Here is a 19,266-nt window from a genome sequence, read left to right on the forward strand (position 1 = left end):
GTGGCTATCTAGTGACGTACAAGGTACAGCACAGGGGAATAGTGGAGGTATTACTATTGATACTTCAACTTTAACCCTGGAAAATGATGGTATTATTAGTGCCGATACCTATGGTAAAGGTAATGCTGGGAATATCGCAATTAAGGCTAACCAAGGAGTAAATGTCCGAGGGGGGCTATCTAGTGACGTAAAAAATACAGCACAGGGGAATAGTGGAGGTATTACTATTGATACTTCAACTTTAACTCTGGAAAATGGTGGTAGAATAACTGCCATTACCAGTGGCAAAGGTAATGCTGGGAATATCGCAATTCAGGCTACTGAAAGGGTGACTGTCAGGGGACTCCTAACTAGTGGGGTATTCGGTACAGGAGAGGGAGATAGCGGGGGTATTACTATTGATACTGCAACTTTAACTCTGGAAAATGGTGGTTTTATTAGTACCACTACCTATGGTAAAGGTAATGCTGGGAATATCGTAATTAGCGCTTACCAAGGGGTAACTATTGGGGGATATCTATCTAGTGGGGTATTCAATACAGGAGAGGGAGATAGCGGGGGTATTACTATTGATACTTCAACTTTAACCCTGGAAAATGGTGGTTTTATTAATGCCAGTACCAGTGGTAAAGGTAATGCTGGAAATGTTGCAATTCAGGCTACTCAAGGGGTTACTGTCGGGGGATTTCTAACTAGTGGGGTAGACGATACAGGAGTGGGAGATAGCGGGGATATTACTATTGATACTGCCAATTTAACCCTGGAAAATGATGGTATTATTAATGCCAGTACCAGTGGTAAAGGTAATGCTGGGAATATCGTAATTAGCGCTTACCAAGGGGTAACTATTGGGGGATATCTATCTAGTGGGGTATTCGATACAGGAGTGGGAGATAGTGGGGGTATCACTATCAAAGCTGGTGATATAAACATCAAGGGCGTTGGTGACAATAATATTACTTCTCAAATTAATACTACTACTTCTGGTAAAGGTAATGCTGGTGATATTAATATATCAGCAAGTAACATTACCATTGATCAAGGTGTGGTTTATAGTTCCGCGCTTGGAGATGGTGAAGGAAAAGGTGGTAATATCAACATTAATACCTCTAATTTAACATTAAAAAATGGTTATATTAGTACTGAAACTACTAGTAAAGGTGATGCTGGGAATATTCAACTTGGAATCACAGACAACCTCAAATTAACCAATAGTACCATCTCCTCCGGGACAGACTCTACGGGAAAAGCAGGAAGCATTAACATTGACCCCAAATTTTATTATTATAATTCTTGCATCGTGTGGGGATGTATTACAGCAATATTCATCTCAGAATATAATGTCTCCACACTGATAGAATTGGATAGTTCTGAAATCACTGTGAAGAGTCAAGGATCAGGAGACGGTGGTAATATTACCCTAACAGGAGATAACCTAAATCTGAATAATTCTACCATCTCAGCTAGTACCAAAAGTGGTCAGGGCGGTAATATCACCCTGAATATTCCCGATACTATCCGTCAAAATAATAGCAAAATTGAAGCTAGTGCGGGGGAAAATGGTAATGGTGGTAACGTGACAATTAAAACTAATTTTATTATTGGTAATGGTGGTAACATTAGTGCCAATGCAACGCAAGGTGCAGGTGGAAATATCAAGATTACCACCCAGGGAATATTCGGGTATAAAGGTAAGCAAATTGACGCTAGTTCGGAAACAGGTGTTGATGGAGTTGTAGAAACGAATACTCCAGAAGTAGATCCTAGTCAAGGATTAATTGATTTACCCGAAAATTTACTTACTGCTGCTATTGTCACCAATTCTTGCCGTCAAGGACAAAATTCACAAAATTCATTAATAGTTAAAGGTAGGGGGGGTTTAGCCTTGACTTCAGATCAACTTTCTAGTAGTAGTGAGGTAGAAGTAGATTTAATTGCACCCACATCTGTAAAATCATCATCTGCTATTAACCCTACATCTACAAATATGGAGAAAACAGCATTTAAAACCATTATTCCAGCCCAGGGTTGGGAAATCAATAGTCAGGGAGATGTGGTTTTGGTCGCTCATTCCACAGGAAACCCCGCTGAGAGAGTCAATACTGCTATTACTTGTGCATCAAATTAAGGTAGAGTTGAAAATGAGAATAAATCAGAAAAAAACCCGGAAAACAACCCAGAAAAACAAATTTTCTCTGCAAAAAAGATTCTATCGTTTTTTGCCACTGATTTTACTTTTTTGTTTTTCTCTGACTATTACTCCCGTAATTGCCCAAAATCAGACAAATAAACCGAATAATGACCAATTAATTGAACAAGCAAGCCAATTGTATAAAGCTGGGAAATTTAGCGAAGCTATCCCAATTTGGGAACAAGCTATCCAGTCCTTACCCCAGGATTCTCTTAATCAAGCCTTAGTACGAAGTAATCTTGCTTTGACTTATCAGCAACAGGGAAAATGGGAATTAGCTAAAAGCGAAATTAACCAAAGTCTGAAGACATTAGAGTCTGCTAAAATTACTACAGAACAACAGAGGATTTTAGCTCAAGCTCTTGATATTCAAGGACAACTTCAGCAAAAAACCGGAGATTCTCAAGCAGCTTTAAATACATGGCAGCAAGCAGCGAAACTATATCCCAACTCTGTAAATAATCAAATGGGGTTGATAAATCAGATTAACCAAGCTCAAGCTATGCAAGACTTGGGACTGTATCCGCGAGCTTGTCAAACTTTATTTGCTGTTCTTGGTTATACTGAGAAAAAATGTATGATTTCTGATGTGGAAATTAATACAATTAAGGATAAAATATCAGGTAGTTTTGAGAAAACCTATCAAGCTAAGGCTTTCAGAAGTCTTGGTAATGTCATGCGTTTGACAGGTAATTTAGTAGAATCTGAAAAAATTCTCCAGGCTAGTTTAGATATTGCCAGAGAAAGTGGTTCTAGAGAAGATCAGAGTAGGGTTTTACTGAATTTAGGTAACACTCAACGGGACTTAGCTAATAGAAATATAGAACTAAATAATGATCAAGGACCTAAATACCAAGAACAAGCCTTAGCTCAATATAAAGAAGCGGCTTCTATTTCTTCTTCACCAACTGGAAAACCTCAGTCTCGTTCACTAACTGGAAAACCTCAGTCTCAGTCTCCTTCACTAACTGGAAAACCAAAGTCTCCTTTGCCTTCTTTACAGATTATAGAACTGCAATCTCAACTGAGTCAATTAGAAATCTTAATGGAACAGGGAGAATTATTCACAAAACAGGGAGAAAATGAGCTAGAACAAGGAAATGATGAGGGGCAGAAAAACAAGGAAATGGGACAGAAAAAATGGAAAGAAGCCACTGATTTAAAAAATAAAATCAAAGTTCCATTAACCTATTTATCCCCTAGTCGAGAAAGTATTTATGCTCAAATTAAATACGTGAAAAATTCTCTGTGTTTAGAGCAACAACAGCCGAATTGTCTAAAACCAACCACCCTAAATTTATCATCTGTGACAGCAGAATCTTTCCAAGAGTCCGTGAAGATGTTAAATCAAACTGATGAAGTTGCCAGTCAATTGGAAGACAAGGGGACACAATCTTCTATTATGGGATTATTGGGTCAATTAGCCGAAAGTCGTCAAGACTGGAATGGTGCTAATAATTACACCCAAAAAGCATTAGATTATTCTCGCCAAGCTCAAGCGCCAGAACTAACCTATCAATGGCAATGGCAAGAGGGAAGGATATTTAAGGCTCAAGGTAAAAATAAAGAGGCTCTTAACTCTTATCAAACATCATTAGCCACACTGAAATCTCTCCGCCGTGATCTTGTTGCTGTTAACCGAGACAGTCAATTTAATTTCCGGGAGAATACTGAACCTGTTTATCTAGAATATGTAAGTTTACTTTTGCAACCGCAAGAAGTACCACCAGAAGACCTGAAATTGGCTCGTGAAACCATTGATTCATTAAAATTAGCAGAGTTAGAAAACTTTTTGCGATCAGCCTGTGATGATAATTCTAGCAAGTCAGTGAGTATTGATGAGGTGATTGATAAACAAGATCCTACGACCGCGCTGATTTATCCTCTGCTGTTAGAAGACCGTTTTGAAGTGATGGTCAAATTACCCCAAAGGCCTTTAACTCGTTATACTTCCAAGATTGAGAAAAATAAAAAAGATTTTGAGCGTGACATTGCAGAGGCAATACCTATTATTACCGCTAAAAGTGATGGAACTAGTGGGAAAAAATTACCTCGTATTGCTGAAAAACTATATGATTTGATTATTCGTCCTGAAGAAAAAGACTTACAGGAGATTGGGGTGAAAACTTTAGTTTTTGTCCTGGATAGTTCTTTGCAAAATTTTCCCATGTCGGTGTTAAGCAAGGGTCAGGAAAACGGTCAGCAAAAATATTTGATTGAACAGTATAATATTGCTTTAGCTCCTAGTTTGCAACTGGTAGATGTTCAGCGTTTCCAAAAGAAAAATGTCCCGGCCTTAATCGCTGGGTTGAGTGAACCACGAACTATTGAAGGTAGATCGTTTGGTGAGTTAAGGTCTGTGAAGGATGAAATTAACAACATTAAATCCCTACTGCCTAATTCAACTAAGTTACTTGATCAAGAGTTTACCAGCAACGCCTTGACTAATAGGCTTAATTCCTCCTCTTTTTCAATTATTCATCTGGCCACCCATGGTGCGTTTAGTTCCCAACCTGATCAGACTTTTATTGTTACCTCCGATAAGAAGCTAAGAGTCAATGAGTTAGATAATTTATTGCGTTCGAGAGATCCGGTGGAATTACTAGTATTAAGTGCCTGTGAGACTTTAACGGGGGACAAGAGAGCATCTTTGGGATTAGCTGGTGTTGCCATCAGGGGAGGTACACGGAGTACATTGGGAACTCTGTGGCTAGTTGATGATCAGTCAACCTCCATGCTCATGGCTAAGTTTTATGAGGCTTTTAAGGATGAGAAGATTAGCAAAGCTGATGCTTTACGTCAAGCCCAACTAGCATTACTGCAAAGTCAGGACTACAAAGATCCTAATTTTTGGGCAGGTTACGTTCTTTTAGGTAATTGGTTGTAAGCTGTTACACAGCTAAATTTGACAACCACAATTTACTTAAACCTTGTGGTGCGGGCATCTTGCCCGCTATAGTTATACAAACTAAATGTACAAAAGATTCAATCCTCTTAAATCACAAGATCCCCGAATTATTAAATAATTCAGGGATCTGGGTTAAATATTTCCAAAAAACTGTTCAATTATCCTCAATTCAGAGGTGGTTCTTGGGCAATGTTTGCTTCTTCCAAGTGTTTAACTGATGTTAATAATTGCTCCCAATAATTCTGAACTGTGAGATCATTGGGTTTTTGACGACGTAAATCAGCCAAGGTCGTAATGGCATTTTCCCAAATTCCAGATGCAGCATAAAGCATTACTTGCTCTATAGGATCACTGGTTTGTTGGATGGCGGCTGAGAGGTTATCATCTTTAACAACCTGAATTGCACCGGTTAAGGATAGGTCTGATTTGTTGCCAGAATTAGAGCAATTTGCTGATAACATCCAAGTGTATTTTTGATCCAGCTTTAATGGGCGATGATCAGGTACTTTAATGCTCAAAATGCCTCCTTGGGGAGGTGTTTTGAAGTTCTTGGTGTACAAGGGTTTATCAGCCTCATCCTTGAGGACAAATTCCAGAGATTGAATTGGTTCAGCAGTTTTAGGAATGTAGAAAAAGAATGTCGGATGATCTGATGTTGTCAGTTGTGAGTTGTCAGTATCAGACATGGCCGTTAAGGCTGTCAATTCTGATTGATGATTTTTCCCATCTAGACTAGTAGCAGGATTTAAACAGCCTCTGGTTGCTCCTAGTCTCACTCTCATAGGTCTGGTGGAGACAAAGACAAGTTGCTTATGCTTACCCCGATCAATGTATGCCCGTACATTGCTGATAGCATTTTGAGCATAGCGATCGCCTGGACGTAATTGTTCAGCCTGTTTGAATAAAGATAAAGCAGTTCTAAATTCTCTAACTGCGGTTTTTTTGTATCCTTCCCGCATATACTGATTGTAATCACGGTTCTGATTATTGGCCGCAGCTAGAGCGATAGATGAACCAGGGGTTTGACTGGTCATCCCTGAAGGTAGGGACAGAAACCCCGCTAGAAGTAGTCCTGTCAGAATGGAGTTTCGCATAAAACAGATAATGATTGGTTGAAAAGTCCTTTGTTAATCAAGGCTTAATTTCTGGGATCACCCAGATATGTAACCGTTAAGTTGCCATCTATAGGGTGATTTTTCTGCAACCAGATAAAATCTAGATTTTTGCAGTTGGTTTAAACTAAAATACAATATATATTATACTCCATAATTTACATGAATGCGGATTTTAATTAATTATTTTCATTAAGTAAGTTGGCCTTAAAAATTGTCCTGATGACAAGAGAGGAGGAAGAATCAGGTAACACAGAAGAGGTTTTGGGCAACTTTACCTTCCGTTACTTACGTCGTTTTTTACTGTTGACCTACCTATCAATTAAGTTTTCTATCACCACATCAAACTTTAATCACCAGAATTTTTAATATCTTCTTACTTTCTGCTATACTTGTAAAAGTGATGTTCTTGTAGCTATTACACAATCGTAAAATCTACATTTACAAGATTGCTGGATAAAGATAAAATATTAGTTCTATTTAATAGAGGGTAAATTAGTTAATGAAAGAACAGTTAAAAATCGCCTTACGGAAAGCATCAAGTCAGGGTCTAATAGTATTACTTCCAATTTTGGGAAGTTGCCTATTTTTAACTAGTGCAAGAGCAGATTTTAATGGTAATTTGACAATTAACGTGGCAGGAGTAAAAAACCAATCTGGAAAAATTTGTGCTAGTCTTTTTTCTGGAAGTCAAGGATTTCCTAGTGATAGTGAAAAAGCTGTAAAATCCGAATGTATCAAGATCACAGAAAATCCTCAAAAACTGACTTTTAAGAACTTAAAACCAGGGAATTATGCCATTGCTTTAATTCATGATGCTAATGAAGATGGTATGATGAATACTAATTCTTTTGGTATTCCCGTAGAAGGTTTTGGTTTTTCTAACAATCCACTAATTCTGACAGGTCCGCCCAAATTTAATCAAGCGGCTGTTTTTGTAGCAGGTTCAAATACTGATATTGAGATCAAATTGCAATATCTTTTAGGTCGTTGATTTATGTTGATCTAAATATTGGCGTTGCATAATAGTTGAGATTTATGGAGGATTGATTTCATTGGCCATTCTGGAGATTGTACAAGCCCAAACCCGCTATACTTGTACAATAAAAAGTACAGGTTCTCCACCAATACAAATTATCTCTTTTAGTCAGTCCAGAAATCAAAACTATTTAAGCAGGGGAAAGTCATGCAGCATTAATTTTGTCAAAAATTAAGTTATTACTTTAATAATATCAAGATTACATAGCAATCCTACCCCAATCGCCAGAAAATACGTAGATAAAAATCCTGATTTTATCTGTATAATATTCCATGATCACTTGTATATAAAACAATAAATACCATAAATAGGATGATAATTTATAATTAATTCATCTCTTGATTATTTGGGCATAATTTTGTATTTTTTGAACAAAATACTATGATGATATAGCAGTTCCCATGTTTGTGAAGTACAAAGTTTTTAGTTTTAGAGAACTCTGAACAGGGAACTCTGAATAGGGAATAAATTGGTGTGTACTTCATCAGACTGGGAAACGCTATAGGTAGAAACTAACTTGTGTAACCTCTTATGCAACAACGAAAAATTTTTACTTGGCGATTATTTTACCTGGGACTATGTTGTTCTTTGATAACAGGACTTTATGCTTGCAATAATCAAGTAAATTCTGGTATAAATCTGGAAAAGTTTAAGATTGGTGCTAATGTGACACCAATTCAGAAAATCAGCAAAAAAAATCAGGATACTACAATTTATATTCAAGGTACAGTAGAAAAAACCGCTCCTTTAATCAAAAAGAAAGCATATCAAATTAATGATTCAACTGGTAAAATCTGGGTAATTACTAATCAGAGAAACCTAGTAATTGGAGAACAGGTAATATTAAAAGGTGATATTCGGTACAAAAGTATTCCTTTAGCCGATCAAGAATACGGAGAAATTTATTTAGAGGTAAAGTAATTTATGAACGGTCAATTAGTTAATGTAGCCGTTGCTATTCTCTATCGAGAGAATAAGTTTTTAATGCAATTACGGGATAATATTCCTAATATTATAGCTCCTGGATGTTGGGCTTTATTTGGTGGACATATTGAACCTGGAGAAACTCCAGAAATAGCAGTTCAACGAGAAGTATTGGAAGAAATTGGTTATAAATTAACCGCTTTTTCTCAATTTGGAATTTATAGCGATCAAAAAGCAGTTCGTTATGTCTTTCAAGCACCATTGTTAGTACCATTAGATCAACTTGTACTTTCTGAAGGTTGGGATTTAGATTTGTTAACAGCAGAAGATATCCAGCAAGGGGAATATTTTTCTCAAAAAGCAGGAGAAGTCAGACCTTTAGCAACTTTACCTCAGAAAATCATGTTAGATTTTATTAAAACGCTATAAAATGATAGTGTGGGCTGTATCAGTTAGGTAATCAAAAGCTTTGAAAATGAAAATTTTTAATTGCTTTTCCAATAACTTAGATTATTAATAAATTCCATGGAATCACAACCAGAGAAAAAACTAGCAAATTTACCGAAATGGCTAAATATAGGATTAGCATTTCCTATAATTATTCTTAATGGATGGTTATTAATTCAATTTATTAACTATTTTCAACCTTTAGTTAGTATTATTTCTATCGCTATTCTCCTAGCTTTTGTTTTAGATTATCCGATTAAACTTCTCCAAAAACGTGGAGTACCTCGTATTTTAGCTGTTGTAGTAGTATTGCTATTATCTATTATAATTTTAGGTGCAATTGGGGTCATTTTATTACCACTTATTCTGGAGCAATTAAATGAATTAGCTAATCTTCTTCCCTATTGGATTCAATCTGGAACTCAACAAATAGAAGACTTACAAAATTGGGCATCTAGACAAAAATTACCAGTAAATTTAAGTGGTTTAGCTGCTGAATTTTTAGGTAAAATATCTGCTCAACTTCAGTCTTTTACTGGAAAAATTTTAGGTTTTGCTTTGGACACTATTGGAAATTTATTTAATTTAATTATCACCATAGTTCTGACGATTTATCTAGTTTTGAATGGTGAAAGTTTATGGGATGGAATTTATCTCTGGTTTCCTGCACATATTACTAGGAAAGTTAGGGAATTACTGCGGGAAGATTTTAATAATTATTTCATAGGTCAAGCTACATTAGGTGCTATTTTAGCTATGACTATAACACTCGCATTTGTATTGTTGCGTGTGCCTTTATCATTACTTTTTGGCTTAGGAATTGGTTTATTTTCCCTATTTCCTTTTGGAACAGGTATTGGTATTGGTATTGTTAGTTTATTAGTGTCCTTAAAAGACTTTGGTTTAGGTTTAGAAGTTGCAGCCATAGGTGTAGCTATTGACCAAATTAATTCTAATATTGTGGCTCCACGCATTTTAGGAAATTTAACTGGTTTAAATCCTGTATGGGTGGTAATTTCTTTATTAATAGGAGCAAAATTAGGAGGTGTGGTCGGTTTATTAGTTGCTATTCCTCTAGCTAGTTTTATTAAAGATATTGCTGATAATTGGCGCAATGGTGAATTTAAGAAAACCTCTGTTAATGTTGATATTGAATAAAGAATCATAAATTATGGAAAATCTGATTTATTGGTTTGGTGGATATTTATAAAAAATTCTGCCATATTAACTGCATATCTTATTTTTCCTACCTTATTTTTCATAAATGGGATGTAGTTGAAGATGCAAAAAAACAAGAAACTGATTACAATACTCAAGATCAAATCTCATTCCTTTGTCTAACTATCATGGAAAACTTTGTTTTTTATAATCCTGTTAAAATCCTGTTTGGTAAAGGTCAAATTGCTAACATTGGTACAGAAATTCCCCCAGAGGCTAAAATCCTGATTACCTACGGTGGGGGTAGTATTAAAGCCAATGGCGTTTATGATCAGGTAAAATCAGCATTAGCGGGACGGAATGTATTTGAGTTTGGCGGTATTGAACCTAACCCCCACTTTGAAACTTTAATGCAAGCCGTTGAATTAATACGCAAAGAAGGTATTGATTTTCTCCTAGCGGTGGGTGGTGGTTCTGTCGCAGACGGAACTAAATTTATCGCTGCTGCTGTTCCCTTTATAGGCGACCCTTGGGATATTTTAGCAAAGGGTGCGCCGGTAACCGCGGCTTTACCAATGGGGGTAGTGTTGACCTTACCCGCGACCGGTTCGGAAATGAATACAAACGCGGTTGTTACCAAGTGGGAAACTCAAGAAAAGTTATATTTCGCCAGTCCTTTGGTATTTCCTAAATTTTCAGTTCTTGACCCAGAAACGACTTTTTCTCTCCCTCCTAGACAAATTGGTAATGGTATTGTTGATGCTTTTACTCATGTCATGGAACAATATTTAACCTATCCGGTTAATGCACCATTACAAGACCGCATGGCTGAATCAATTTTGAAAACTTTGATTTCAGAAGGACCAAAAACCTTAGCAAACCCTACAGACTATGATACTAGAGCAAATTTAGTTTGGTCAGCAACAATGGCCTTAAATGGGTTAATTGCGGCTGGTGTTCCCCAAGATTGGACTACTCATATGATAGGTCATGAATTGACAGCTTTACATGGCTTAGATCATGCTCAAACTTTAGCGGTTGTGTTACCTAGCACTTTAACAATTAGACGCGATCGCAAATGGCAAAAACTTCTACAATATGCAGATAGAGTCTGGGGTATTGTCGGTGGTTCAGAAGAGGAACGGGTGAATACAGCAATTAGTAAAACTCGTGATTTCTTTGAATCAGTTGGGGTGCGTACTCACCTATCTGATTATGGTGTAGGGTTAGCAACTATTCCCGCAGTTATTGAGAATTTAGAAAAACATGGGATGACAGCTTTGGGAGAAAATAAAGATGTTAACTTGGAAGTTGTTGAGCAAATTTTAGCTCTTTGTGCTTAGAAATTAAAGTGGTAGGGTAACGATAAATATTGCTTGATTTAGGGTGAAAGGGAAAGAGGAAAATAAGCATAAAAAAATATTTACTCTTTACCCTTTAACCCTTTACATAACAAAGCAATTTTTAAAATTTACAACTTTTTTAAGTTAGGACAACAATAAAATTGCTACAAACTCTATGATATAATTATCATCACTACAGGTATGAAGGAGTACACTGGACAAGCTCAGACATTGAACTCTTGCCAGATAATGGCAACCGTTATGAGATAATTAATGGAGAATTATTTGTAACAAGAGCGCCACATTGGCAACATCAAAAATCTTGTACCTCATAACATTGGGAAGTGCTGTATATTTCCCATATTGAGAACAAAAATAAACATCATGAACTGAAAAAACTAGAAATTTAGTCTGCATCGAATTACAAGATAATAGCGATCGCTCCACCTATGTTAAGCTAGTGAATAGATTTGCTTATCATACCAGCATTAGTGTAAAAATAGACCTATGATAAATGTCCAGAAAAGACATCTTCCATGATTTAGTCAAAGATGCCCTCACTCAAGACGGTTGGACTATCTCTCACGATCCTCTATACTTAAGTATCGGCAATTTGAATATTCAGATTGACTTAGGGGCTGAATGTCTGATTGGTGCAGAGAAAGATCATCAAAAAATCGCCGTTGAAGTAAAAAGCTTCCTCAGAGCTTCAAAAATTACAGATTTCTATGGTGCTTTGGGACAATATCTATCCTACAAAATTGCTCTAGAGGAAAACGAACCAAATCGCATATTATATCTAGCAGTTCCCGATTCAACATATCAATCATTATTTGGAGAAGTTCTCATCCAAAAAGTCCTACAAAACTATCCTGTTAAACTAGTTGTTTATGATGAAGTAACGGAAGTAATAAAATTATGGATAAACTAAATTACTATCGCCAATGTTTGCGAGAATTTCTTACCCAATATGCCAATTATGGATCAAAAGATCGAAATATGGAAACCCAATTGATCTTTGATACAGAAAATGACCATTACCTTTTATTGCGAACCGGTTGGGATAAAAAACGCCGAATTCATTCCTGTATATTTCATTTTGATATCAAAGATGGAAAAATTTGGCTTCAGGAAAATAATACAGATATTGATGTTGGTGAAGAACTAGAAGCAATGGGAATTTCAAAGCAAGAAATTGTCATAGGTTTTCATTATCCCGCACTGCGACAACATTCAGAATATGCTGTTTCTTAATTTGATGACAATAAGCAATATAATAATATTTTGCTTCACCTTCAGAAATAAAAAATCGTCTCAAAAGCGAAATTTTTATTACTAATTTGGAGGTTTCTGTTGGGTAAATTACGCTGACTATCAGGTAAAGAAATCTGCAAAATTTTACAAGACAATGGCTTTACAGAAGTTAGACAAAAAGGAAGTCATATTGTCATGCAAAAAGCAATAGAAGACTCTACTTTTGTTAAACTGGGTACATTAATGTCAATTATTCGACAATCTCAACTACCTCGTTCTCTATTTGAATAATAATTTTATCTCCAATCTCAAATCTCAAATCACTATGACACAACAACCGATACAAGTAATTGGCGGCGGACTTGCAGGAACAGAAGCAGCATGGCAAATAGCCCAAGCGGGCGTGCCTGTAATTCTCCATGAGATGCGCCCTAAACGCTTCAGCCCTGCCCATCATACCGAAAATTTAGCCGAATTGGTCTGTAGTAACTCCTTTGGGGCTATGGCCAGCGATCGCGCTGCTGGTCTATTACACGCAGAATTACGGCAACTTGGTTCTATTGTCATCTCTAAAGCAGATGAACACGCAGTCCCCGCTGGAGGGGCTTTGGCAGTGGACAGAGGACAATTTGGGGAAGATTTGACCAAAACCCTAGCCAATCACCCTTTAATTGATTTTCGACGGGGGGAAGTTACAGCCATTCCCGAAGGTATTGTCGTTTTAGCTTCAGGACCTTTAACCAGTCCCGATTTAGCCGCAGATTTACAACGGTTTACGGGGCTGGAATACCTCAACTTTTTTGATGCAGCAAGTCCCATTATTGCGGGAGATTCTATCAATAAAGATATTGTATTTATGGCTTCTCGCTATGACAAAGGTGAAGCAGCTTATCTAAATTGTCCCATGAATAAAGAGCAGTATTTACAATTTAGAGAAGCACTTTGTCAAGCCGAACAAACAGAATTAAAAGACTTTGAAAGAGAAACAGCGAAATTTTTTGAAGCTTGTTTACCAATTGAAGAAATGGCAAAAAGAGGGGAAGATACCATGCGTTATGGACCTCTCAAACCAGTGGGTTTATCCGATCCTCGTACCGGAGAACGTAATTATGCGGTAATTCAATTACGACAAGAAGATAAAGCTGGTCAACTTTGGAATATGGTAGGATTTCAAACTAATTTGCGTTGGGGTGAACAAAAACGAGTATTTCAAATGATACCTGGGTTAGAAACAGCCGAATTTGTCAGATTAGGAGTAATGCACCGGAATACTTTTTTAAATGCACCCCAGTTAATGTTAGCAACTTTGCAATTTAAAGAACGTCCAACGTTATTGGCTGCGGGACAATTAATAGGAACAGAAGGTTATACTGCTGCATCTGCGGGAGGTTGGTTAGCGGGAACAAATGCTGCGAGATTAGCTTTAGGAAAAGAACCGTTAATTTTACCAGTGACAACCATGATGGGGGCATTATTTGAGTTTATCAGATCCGCCGCACCAAAACATTTTCAACCCATGGCTCCTAACTTTGGAATTGTCCCAGATTTGGGTGTAAAAATCAAGAGTAAACCAGAAAAATATGGACGTTACCGGGATAGATCCTTAGCGGATTTAGCAACTTGGAAAAGGGAAAATTTACCTATTTTAACTGAAGAGGAAAAATATAGATAATTTGCATAGCTAAAATTTTTCCAACTCTTGTGGGGTAGACTTACTTCTATTGTGGGCTGGGCTTCTAGCCCGCCACAATAATAAAATTTAAACATTAATCCTGCTGTTTTAACATTACTAAACCATGAATACCTACTGCTGTAATTACACCTCCTAATAATCCCCAAGTAGCATCTGCAAAAACATTAATTCGATGAGCCAAAGCTCGATGATATGCAAATTGTAAATTTCCTTCATTAGGCCTTTTATCATTGGCAATTTTTTCTACATAAGTTTCAGCTTTAATCAACGCTTCATAATCCACAGCAAAAAAATAAAGAGAAACCAACACTACCAGAAACCCAGGAACAACTAAAGTGAATAGTAAAATTACCGGACGTATTTTCATAAAAACTTAGTGATTTACTGAATTTATATTATGTAACTTTATTTTCGTAAAATTTACAAATGACGCAAAAACCTCTCAAACTCTCATTTCTCCGTGTCCTCTGTGTTCTGGCGTGGTTCGTTATTATGAAGACATTAAGATCAAGTTGTATAGAAGGACGGTATTAAAAATAATTAAACGCAGATAAACGCAGATAAACGCGGATAAATACAGATAGATAATGATGATTCTGTGCAATCTCAGATAAAATTGCTATAAGTCGTAAAAAACAAGGTTAAAATAACGAAATTAAATTTTATGCAGTTAGAAAAAATTGTCAAAACAACTCACCAACAAAGTGTTTCCTGGTTCAATTATCAAATTAGATCATGGCTTAACATTAATTCACCAAGAGATATCCACTACACCAGTGGTAGTAGCTGACGTTTGGGTGCGTGCGGGTGCTAACCTAGAACCAGAATCTTGGTTTGGAATGGCACATTTCCTAGAACACATGATTTTTAAAGGCACTCCCAACCTGCTTCCTGGGGAATTTGATGATCACATCGAAAAAATTGGCGGTGTCAGTAATGCGGCAACAAGCCACGATTATGTCCATTATTGCATCACAACCGCTGCTAATCATCTAGAACATACTCTACCCCATTTAGGGGAATTACTCCTCAATGCAGCCATTCCTGACGATGAATTTATCAGGGAACGGGATGTGGTGTTAGAAGAAATTCGTAGTTATAATGATGATCCAGATTGGTTGGGTTTTCAATCTTTAGTTAAAAATGTTTACCAAAACCACCCTTACGGACGTTCTGTCTTGGGTACTGAGAAAGAATTGATGCAGCATTCGCCGGAGGCTATGCGTTGCTTTTATCGCAGTTATTACCAACCAGAAAATATGACTGTGGTAATTGTGGGGGGAATTGGTGAAAAAGCTGCTAGGGAATTGGTAAGCCATGTATTTGCGGATTTTCCCGAACGGTATAGTTGTCCCCAAGCCAAAGTTCCAGCGCCGATAATTAAAGGCATTCGTCGTCATGAGTTAATATTACCGAGATTAGAACAAGCAAGGTTGATGATGGCTTGGAAAGTACCGGGAGTAGAAGAATTTCGGGCTGTTCATGGTTTAGAATTATTATCAGTGCTATTAGGGGCAGGCAGAATTTCTCGCTTAGTATCTGATTTGCGGGAAGATAAACAACTTGTTCAAGAAATTTCCTGTGATTTTTCTCTACAACAAGAATCAAGTTTATTTACAATTACAGCTTGGTTAGAATCAGAATATTTGGAACGAGTGGAAGATTTGATTTGTTCCCATTTACAAGCATTGCAAAATCAAGAAATTAGTCAGCAAGAATTAAATCGCATTCAGAGGATTTTATGTAATGATTATGCTTTTTCTACAGAAACACCAAATCAACTAAGTAGTTTTTATGGTTTTTATCATACTATAGCCCAAGCTGAATTGGCTGTTACCTATCCCCAAGAAATCCGGTCTTTCAATGCTCAGGAATTGCAAAAAATAGCTCAACAGTATCTTTCTCCAGCTAATTATGCTGTGACAATTCTCCAACCTTGTTAATTATTAACCCGTGAAATTAAGAATGCAAAGTATTAATAGTTCCCCGCTCATTCATCGTACTGTATTAAGTAATGGCATTGTTTTATTAGTATCAGAAAATCAAGCTGCTGATATTATTGCAGGACGGATTTTTATTCGTGCTGGTAGTTGTTATGAGCCACGGGAAAAAGCTGGTTTAGCTCATTTGTTATCAGCAGTAATGACAAAGGGTTGTGATGGTTTATCAAGCTTAGAAATTGCTGAAAAAATTGAATCTGTGGGAGCTAGTTTAGGTACAGATGCAGCGACAGATTATTTTTTGCTATCTTTAAAAACAGTAACTGCCGATTTTGTTGACATTTTAACATTAGCCGGACAATTATTGCGATCGCCTACTTTTCCCGAAAATCAAATAGAATTAGAAAAACGATTAGCAATTCAAGATATTCGTTCCCAAAAAGAGCAACCTTTTCACCTAGCTTTTGAACAATTGCGTCAGGTAATGTACGCAAATCATCCCTATTCTATGTCAGTTTTAGGTGATGAAACAACCATGAGCAGTATTACCCGTGCTGACTTAGTTGAATATCATCAAACTCATTTCCGTCCTGATAATATTGTTATTAGCATTGCCGGACGCATTAAAGCAGAACAAGCAGAAAAGCTAATTACAAAGATTTTTGGTGATTGGAAAATACCCACTTCTATCAAACAACCTCTTAATTTACCATCAATTATTATCTCACCAAAACCATGTATTAAACCCCTAAATACCCAACAATCTATTATTATGTTAGGTTATTTAGGACCATCAGTAAATAACCCAGAATATGCCGCTCTTAAATTACTTTCTAGTTATTTAGGTAATGGTCTTTCTAGTCGTTTATTTGTAGAATTGCGAGAAAAGCAGGGTTTAGCTTATGATGTATCTGCTATTTATTCTACCCGACTATTTCCCGCTGCCTTTATAGTTTATATTGGTACTGCACCAGAAAATACCAAAATTGCTTTTCAAGGACTCCGCCATGAAGTAGAATTATTATGTAACACCGAACTATCAGCAGCAGCATTACAAACCGCTAAAAACAAAATTATCGGTCAATATGCTTTAGGTAAACAAACTAATGGACATATTGCTCAGATATATGGTTGGTATGAAATTTTAGGTTTAGGAATTGAATTTGATCAACAATTTCCCGAACTAATTAATAATGTCACAGCAACGGAGGCAATTACATCTGCTCGTAAATATTTACAAGCACCATACTTGTCTATAGTTGGACAAGAAGAAGCTATTGGGACTGTCATTTTTTAACATCTTAATCTCAAAACAACTTGAAATTGCGGAGGTTGGGTTGACCCAAGGAAACCCAACAAAATCTGCTCGCCCTCAGTGTAATATAATATGAGCATAGGAAACTTATATAAAAGTTATAAAAGTTCTATGAAAGTTAGTCACATAACAAGTATCCCCAAATTCAGCGCCAATTGTTGTTATTGTTTATTATTGTTAATAACAACACCACTATTAATTAGTTCATCTGCATTAGTATCAATAGCACTGCCATTTAAAACCGCTCAATCAAACCTAGAAACGAAAATTAACCGTCCTCTCCTAAAACTGGGTAGTCAAGGGGAGCGCGTTACCGAACTTCAAGCGGCTTTGAAAATTTTAGGCTTTTATACGGGAGATGTAAATGGTACGTATCAGCAAGGTACAGCTATGGCCGTTTATCGCTTTCAGCAAGCTGCTGGGTTAAATCCGAATGGTAATGTAGATAATATTACTTGGCAAAGACTATTTCCTAGTCCTGCAAATATCTCTTCATCACCTAATACTATCAATAGTATTACTAGTATTCCCAGTCAAATAAATAATAAACCCAAAATTAATAACCCAACTATCAAACCCACAAACCCCGCAAATAAAATTCAACCAACTCCTATTAATCAGCAAATACCTGGTATCCAATATACAACCGAGGGATGGCCAATTTTGCGTTTAGGCATGAGTGGTCCAGAAGTAATTAAGTTGCAAAAACAACTACAAAATCTGGGGTTTTTAACTGGTAAAATAGATGGGTATTTCGGATTATCCACGGTAACAGCAGTCAAATCTGCTCAACTCCGTTACGGACTAGAACCTGACGGTGTAGTTGGTGGTGGTACATGGAAAGTTTTTGTAAAACGCACTTCCCAATAACGATAAAAATATGAAACACTTCCTCTTGACTTGGGTTGGTACTGCGGTAGCATTGTTAATTACAGCTAAAATTGTCCCTGGTATCATTCTCAGTGGCTTTACTGCTGCTTTAATGGCCGCTATTGTCATTGGTTTAGTCAATGCCATTATTCGCCCTATTTTGCAGATTTTAGCATTTCCTATCACCTTCATCACTTTAGGCTTATTTACATTTGTAATTAATGCCTTAACTCTATGGTTTGCGAGTTCCATAACTCCCGGTTCTGGGTTTGAAATTCGGGGTTTTATTCCCGCTTTTTTCGGTTCAATAGTCCTATCAATTGTTTCTGGTATTATTAACCAAGTTGTTAATGCAATTGATTAAATATCAATTTTTAATCACTTTTAAATTGTGGTGCGGGCATACTTCGACAAGCTCAGTACAAGTCCTGTCCGCTATAATTATACAAATTAAGTACAAATTAAATGCAGTACAGTTGAGCAACGGCTAGAGTTAGCGCTCCTCCATTGTCTTGGAATCGAAAAATCTGTTTAGGAACTAATAAAGTTATTTCCCCAGATGTGATTTCTGAAGCTGCAAGAATTGCTGATGCCTCGGCTACACTAGATGTTCCCACTAACTTAGTAATAGCATTATTAGGATTAGGAACAAATACATTATTTAAAAATTCAGAACTAAAAGTTTTTAAAGGTAAATTTTCTAAATCACAAAATTCTACCAAACCAATTTCTGAAGATTTTTTATCAATAGTTGCAATTCCAGCTATTTCATTATACACAAGTTGGTACTCTTGGAAAACCTTTTCAATAGTAGCTTTAATTAACTCCTGGGAAATTCCTTTTTGACAACCAATTCCCACCCATAAACTTTTTTTATATGCCACATTATGCACTTCATTTTGTAATAGGACTTACGTAAAATATCTCTCAAACCTCCTTTCCTTCCTGTTCTTTGCTTTCTTCGTGGTTCATTGGAAGAAGATAAAAGGGGATAGGTAAATCTTTAAACACAAAACCCCCACTAAATAAATAGAGGGGGTGATGTAGTTGTAAATAATAAACCTGGCATCGA

18 protein-coding genes and 1 pseudogene are annotated in these 19,266 nt (G+C 36.6%); 16 read left to right on the forward strand and 3 right to left on the reverse strand.

Annotation, left to right across the window (positions count from 1 at the left end; all coding sequences use genetic code 11):
- Together ACIR131C_RS22110 and ACIR131C_RS0106725 are read left to right on the forward strand one after the other, a co-directional pair.
- Positions 1-2,128: beta strand repeat-containing protein (locus tag ACIR131C_RS22110; protein ID WP_035371601.1), on the forward strand; the 2,128-nt coding region annotated here is incomplete at its 5' end.
- 13 nt (positions 2,129-2,141) lie between these two features.
- Positions 2,142-5,078, forward strand: coding sequence for a CHAT domain-containing protein (locus ACIR131C_RS0106725; RefSeq protein ID WP_196811736.1), 2,937 nt, complete (start codon positions 2,142-2,144; stop codon positions 5,076-5,078).
- Between the two features lie 185 nt (positions 5,079-5,263).
- On the opposite strand, the gene ACIR131C_RS0106730 is transcribed toward ACIR131C_RS0106725, so the two are convergent.
- Positions 5,264-6,133 carry a DUF928 domain-containing protein gene (locus ACIR131C_RS0106730; protein WP_051347507.1) on the reverse strand — a complete coding sequence of 290 codons (870 nt, stop codon included), beginning with the start codon at positions 6,131-6,133 and terminating at the stop codon, positions 5,264-5,266.
- Positions 6,134-6,713: 580 nt separating this feature from the next.
- Between ACIR131C_RS0106730 and ACIR131C_RS0106735 the strand changes: the two genes are divergently transcribed.
- From ACIR131C_RS0106735 to trmFO, 10 genes and pseudogenes are all read left to right on the forward strand, one after another.
- Positions 6,714-7,205: a DUF2141 domain-containing protein gene (locus ACIR131C_RS0106735; protein WP_028089578.1), complete on the forward strand. Its 492-nt coding sequence runs from the start codon at positions 6,714-6,716 to the stop codon at positions 7,203-7,205.
- Positions 7,206-7,781: 576 nt separating this feature from the next.
- A complete protein-coding gene (locus ACIR131C_RS0106740; protein WP_028089579.1) occupies positions 7,782-8,171 on the forward strand; it encodes a hypothetical protein in 390 nt (129 codons plus the stop codon).
- A 3-nt stretch (positions 8,172-8,174) separates the two neighbouring features.
- Entirely contained in the window at positions 8,175-8,603 is a 429-nt protein-coding gene (locus tag ACIR131C_RS0106745; RefSeq protein ID WP_028089580.1) for an NUDIX hydrolase, read from the forward strand.
- A 96-nt stretch (positions 8,604-8,699) separates the two neighbouring features.
- Positions 8,700-9,779, forward strand: coding sequence for an AI-2E family transporter (locus ACIR131C_RS0106750; RefSeq protein ID WP_035371602.1), 1,080 nt, complete (start codon positions 8,700-8,702; stop codon positions 9,777-9,779).
- A gap of 188 nt (positions 9,780-9,967) precedes the next feature.
- Entirely contained in the window at positions 9,968-11,122 is a 1,155-nt protein-coding gene (locus ACIR131C_RS0106755) for an iron-containing alcohol dehydrogenase (protein ID WP_028089582.1), read from the forward strand.
- Between the two features lie 230 nt (positions 11,123-11,352).
- Positions 11,353-11,448 (forward strand): annotated as a pseudogene (locus ACIR131C_RS26670) (Uma2 family endonuclease); the annotation flags it as partial.
- A gap of 188 nt (positions 11,449-11,636) precedes the next feature.
- Entirely contained in the window at positions 11,637-12,053 is a 417-nt protein-coding gene (locus ACIR131C_RS0106760) for an element excision factor XisH family protein (RefSeq protein WP_028089583.1), read from the forward strand.
- Positions 12,041-12,376, forward strand: a complete 336-nt coding sequence (locus tag ACIR131C_RS0106765; RefSeq protein ID WP_028089584.1) for a XisI protein — start codon at positions 12,041-12,043, stop codon at positions 12,374-12,376. The genes ACIR131C_RS0106760 and ACIR131C_RS0106765 overlap by 13 nt, the downstream gene beginning before the upstream one ends.
- Before the next feature lie 132 nt (positions 12,377-12,508).
- Positions 12,509-12,667 carry a type II toxin-antitoxin system HicA family toxin gene (locus ACIR131C_RS24365; protein WP_269208802.1) on the forward strand — a complete coding sequence of 53 codons (159 nt, stop codon included), beginning with the start codon at positions 12,509-12,511 and terminating at the stop codon, positions 12,665-12,667.
- Positions 12,668-12,701: 34 nt separating this feature from the next.
- The gene (trmFO, locus tag ACIR131C_RS0106770) at positions 12,702-14,048 is read left to right on the forward strand and encodes an FADH(2)-oxidizing methylenetetrahydrofolate--tRNA-(uracil(54)-C(5))-methyltransferase TrmFO (RefSeq protein WP_028089585.1); all 1,347 of its coding nucleotides are present in this window, start codon (positions 12,702-12,704) and stop codon (positions 14,046-14,048) included.
- Between the two features lie 94 nt (positions 14,049-14,142).
- On the opposite strand, the gene ACIR131C_RS0106775 is transcribed toward trmFO, so the two are convergent.
- Complete coding sequence (locus ACIR131C_RS0106775) at positions 14,143-14,436, reverse strand: hypothetical protein (protein WP_028089586.1); 294 nt, start codon at positions 14,434-14,436, stop codon at positions 14,143-14,145.
- A gap of 337 nt (positions 14,437-14,773) precedes the next feature.
- Here ACIR131C_RS0106775 and ACIR131C_RS0106780 point away from each other — a divergent pair, with 337 nt between their 5' ends.
- The 4 genes from ACIR131C_RS0106780 (at position 14,774) to ACIR131C_RS0106795 (ending at position 18,558) form a co-directional block, all read left to right on the forward strand.
- Complete coding sequence (locus ACIR131C_RS0106780; protein ID WP_028089587.1) at positions 14,774-16,012, forward strand: M16 family metallopeptidase; 1,239 nt, start codon at positions 14,774-14,776, stop codon at positions 16,010-16,012.
- A gap of 22 nt (positions 16,013-16,034) precedes the next feature.
- The gene (locus tag ACIR131C_RS0106785; protein WP_028089588.1) at positions 16,035-17,306 is read left to right on the forward strand and encodes a M16 family metallopeptidase; all 1,272 of its coding nucleotides are present in this window, start codon (positions 16,035-16,037) and stop codon (positions 17,304-17,306) included.
- A 129-nt stretch (positions 17,307-17,435) separates the two neighbouring features.
- A complete protein-coding gene (locus ACIR131C_RS0106790; RefSeq protein WP_028089589.1) occupies positions 17,436-18,194 on the forward strand; it encodes a peptidoglycan-binding domain-containing protein in 759 nt (252 codons plus the stop codon).
- Between the two features lie 10 nt (positions 18,195-18,204).
- A complete protein-coding gene (locus ACIR131C_RS0106795; protein ID WP_028089590.1) occupies positions 18,205-18,558 on the forward strand; it encodes a phage holin family protein in 354 nt (117 codons plus the stop codon).
- A gap of 97 nt (positions 18,559-18,655) precedes the next feature.
- On the opposite strand, the gene ACIR131C_RS0106800 is transcribed toward ACIR131C_RS0106795, so the two are convergent.
- Entirely contained in the window at positions 18,656-19,078 is a 423-nt protein-coding gene (locus ACIR131C_RS0106800; protein WP_231395409.1) for a cobalamin biosynthesis protein, read from the reverse strand.
- Positions 19,079-19,266: the final 188 nt, after the last annotated feature.

The organism is Dolichospermum circinale AWQC131C (assembly GCF_000426905.1).
Taxonomy (GTDB): domain Bacteria; phylum Cyanobacteriota; class Cyanobacteriia; order Cyanobacteriales; family Nostocaceae; genus Dolichospermum; species Dolichospermum circinale.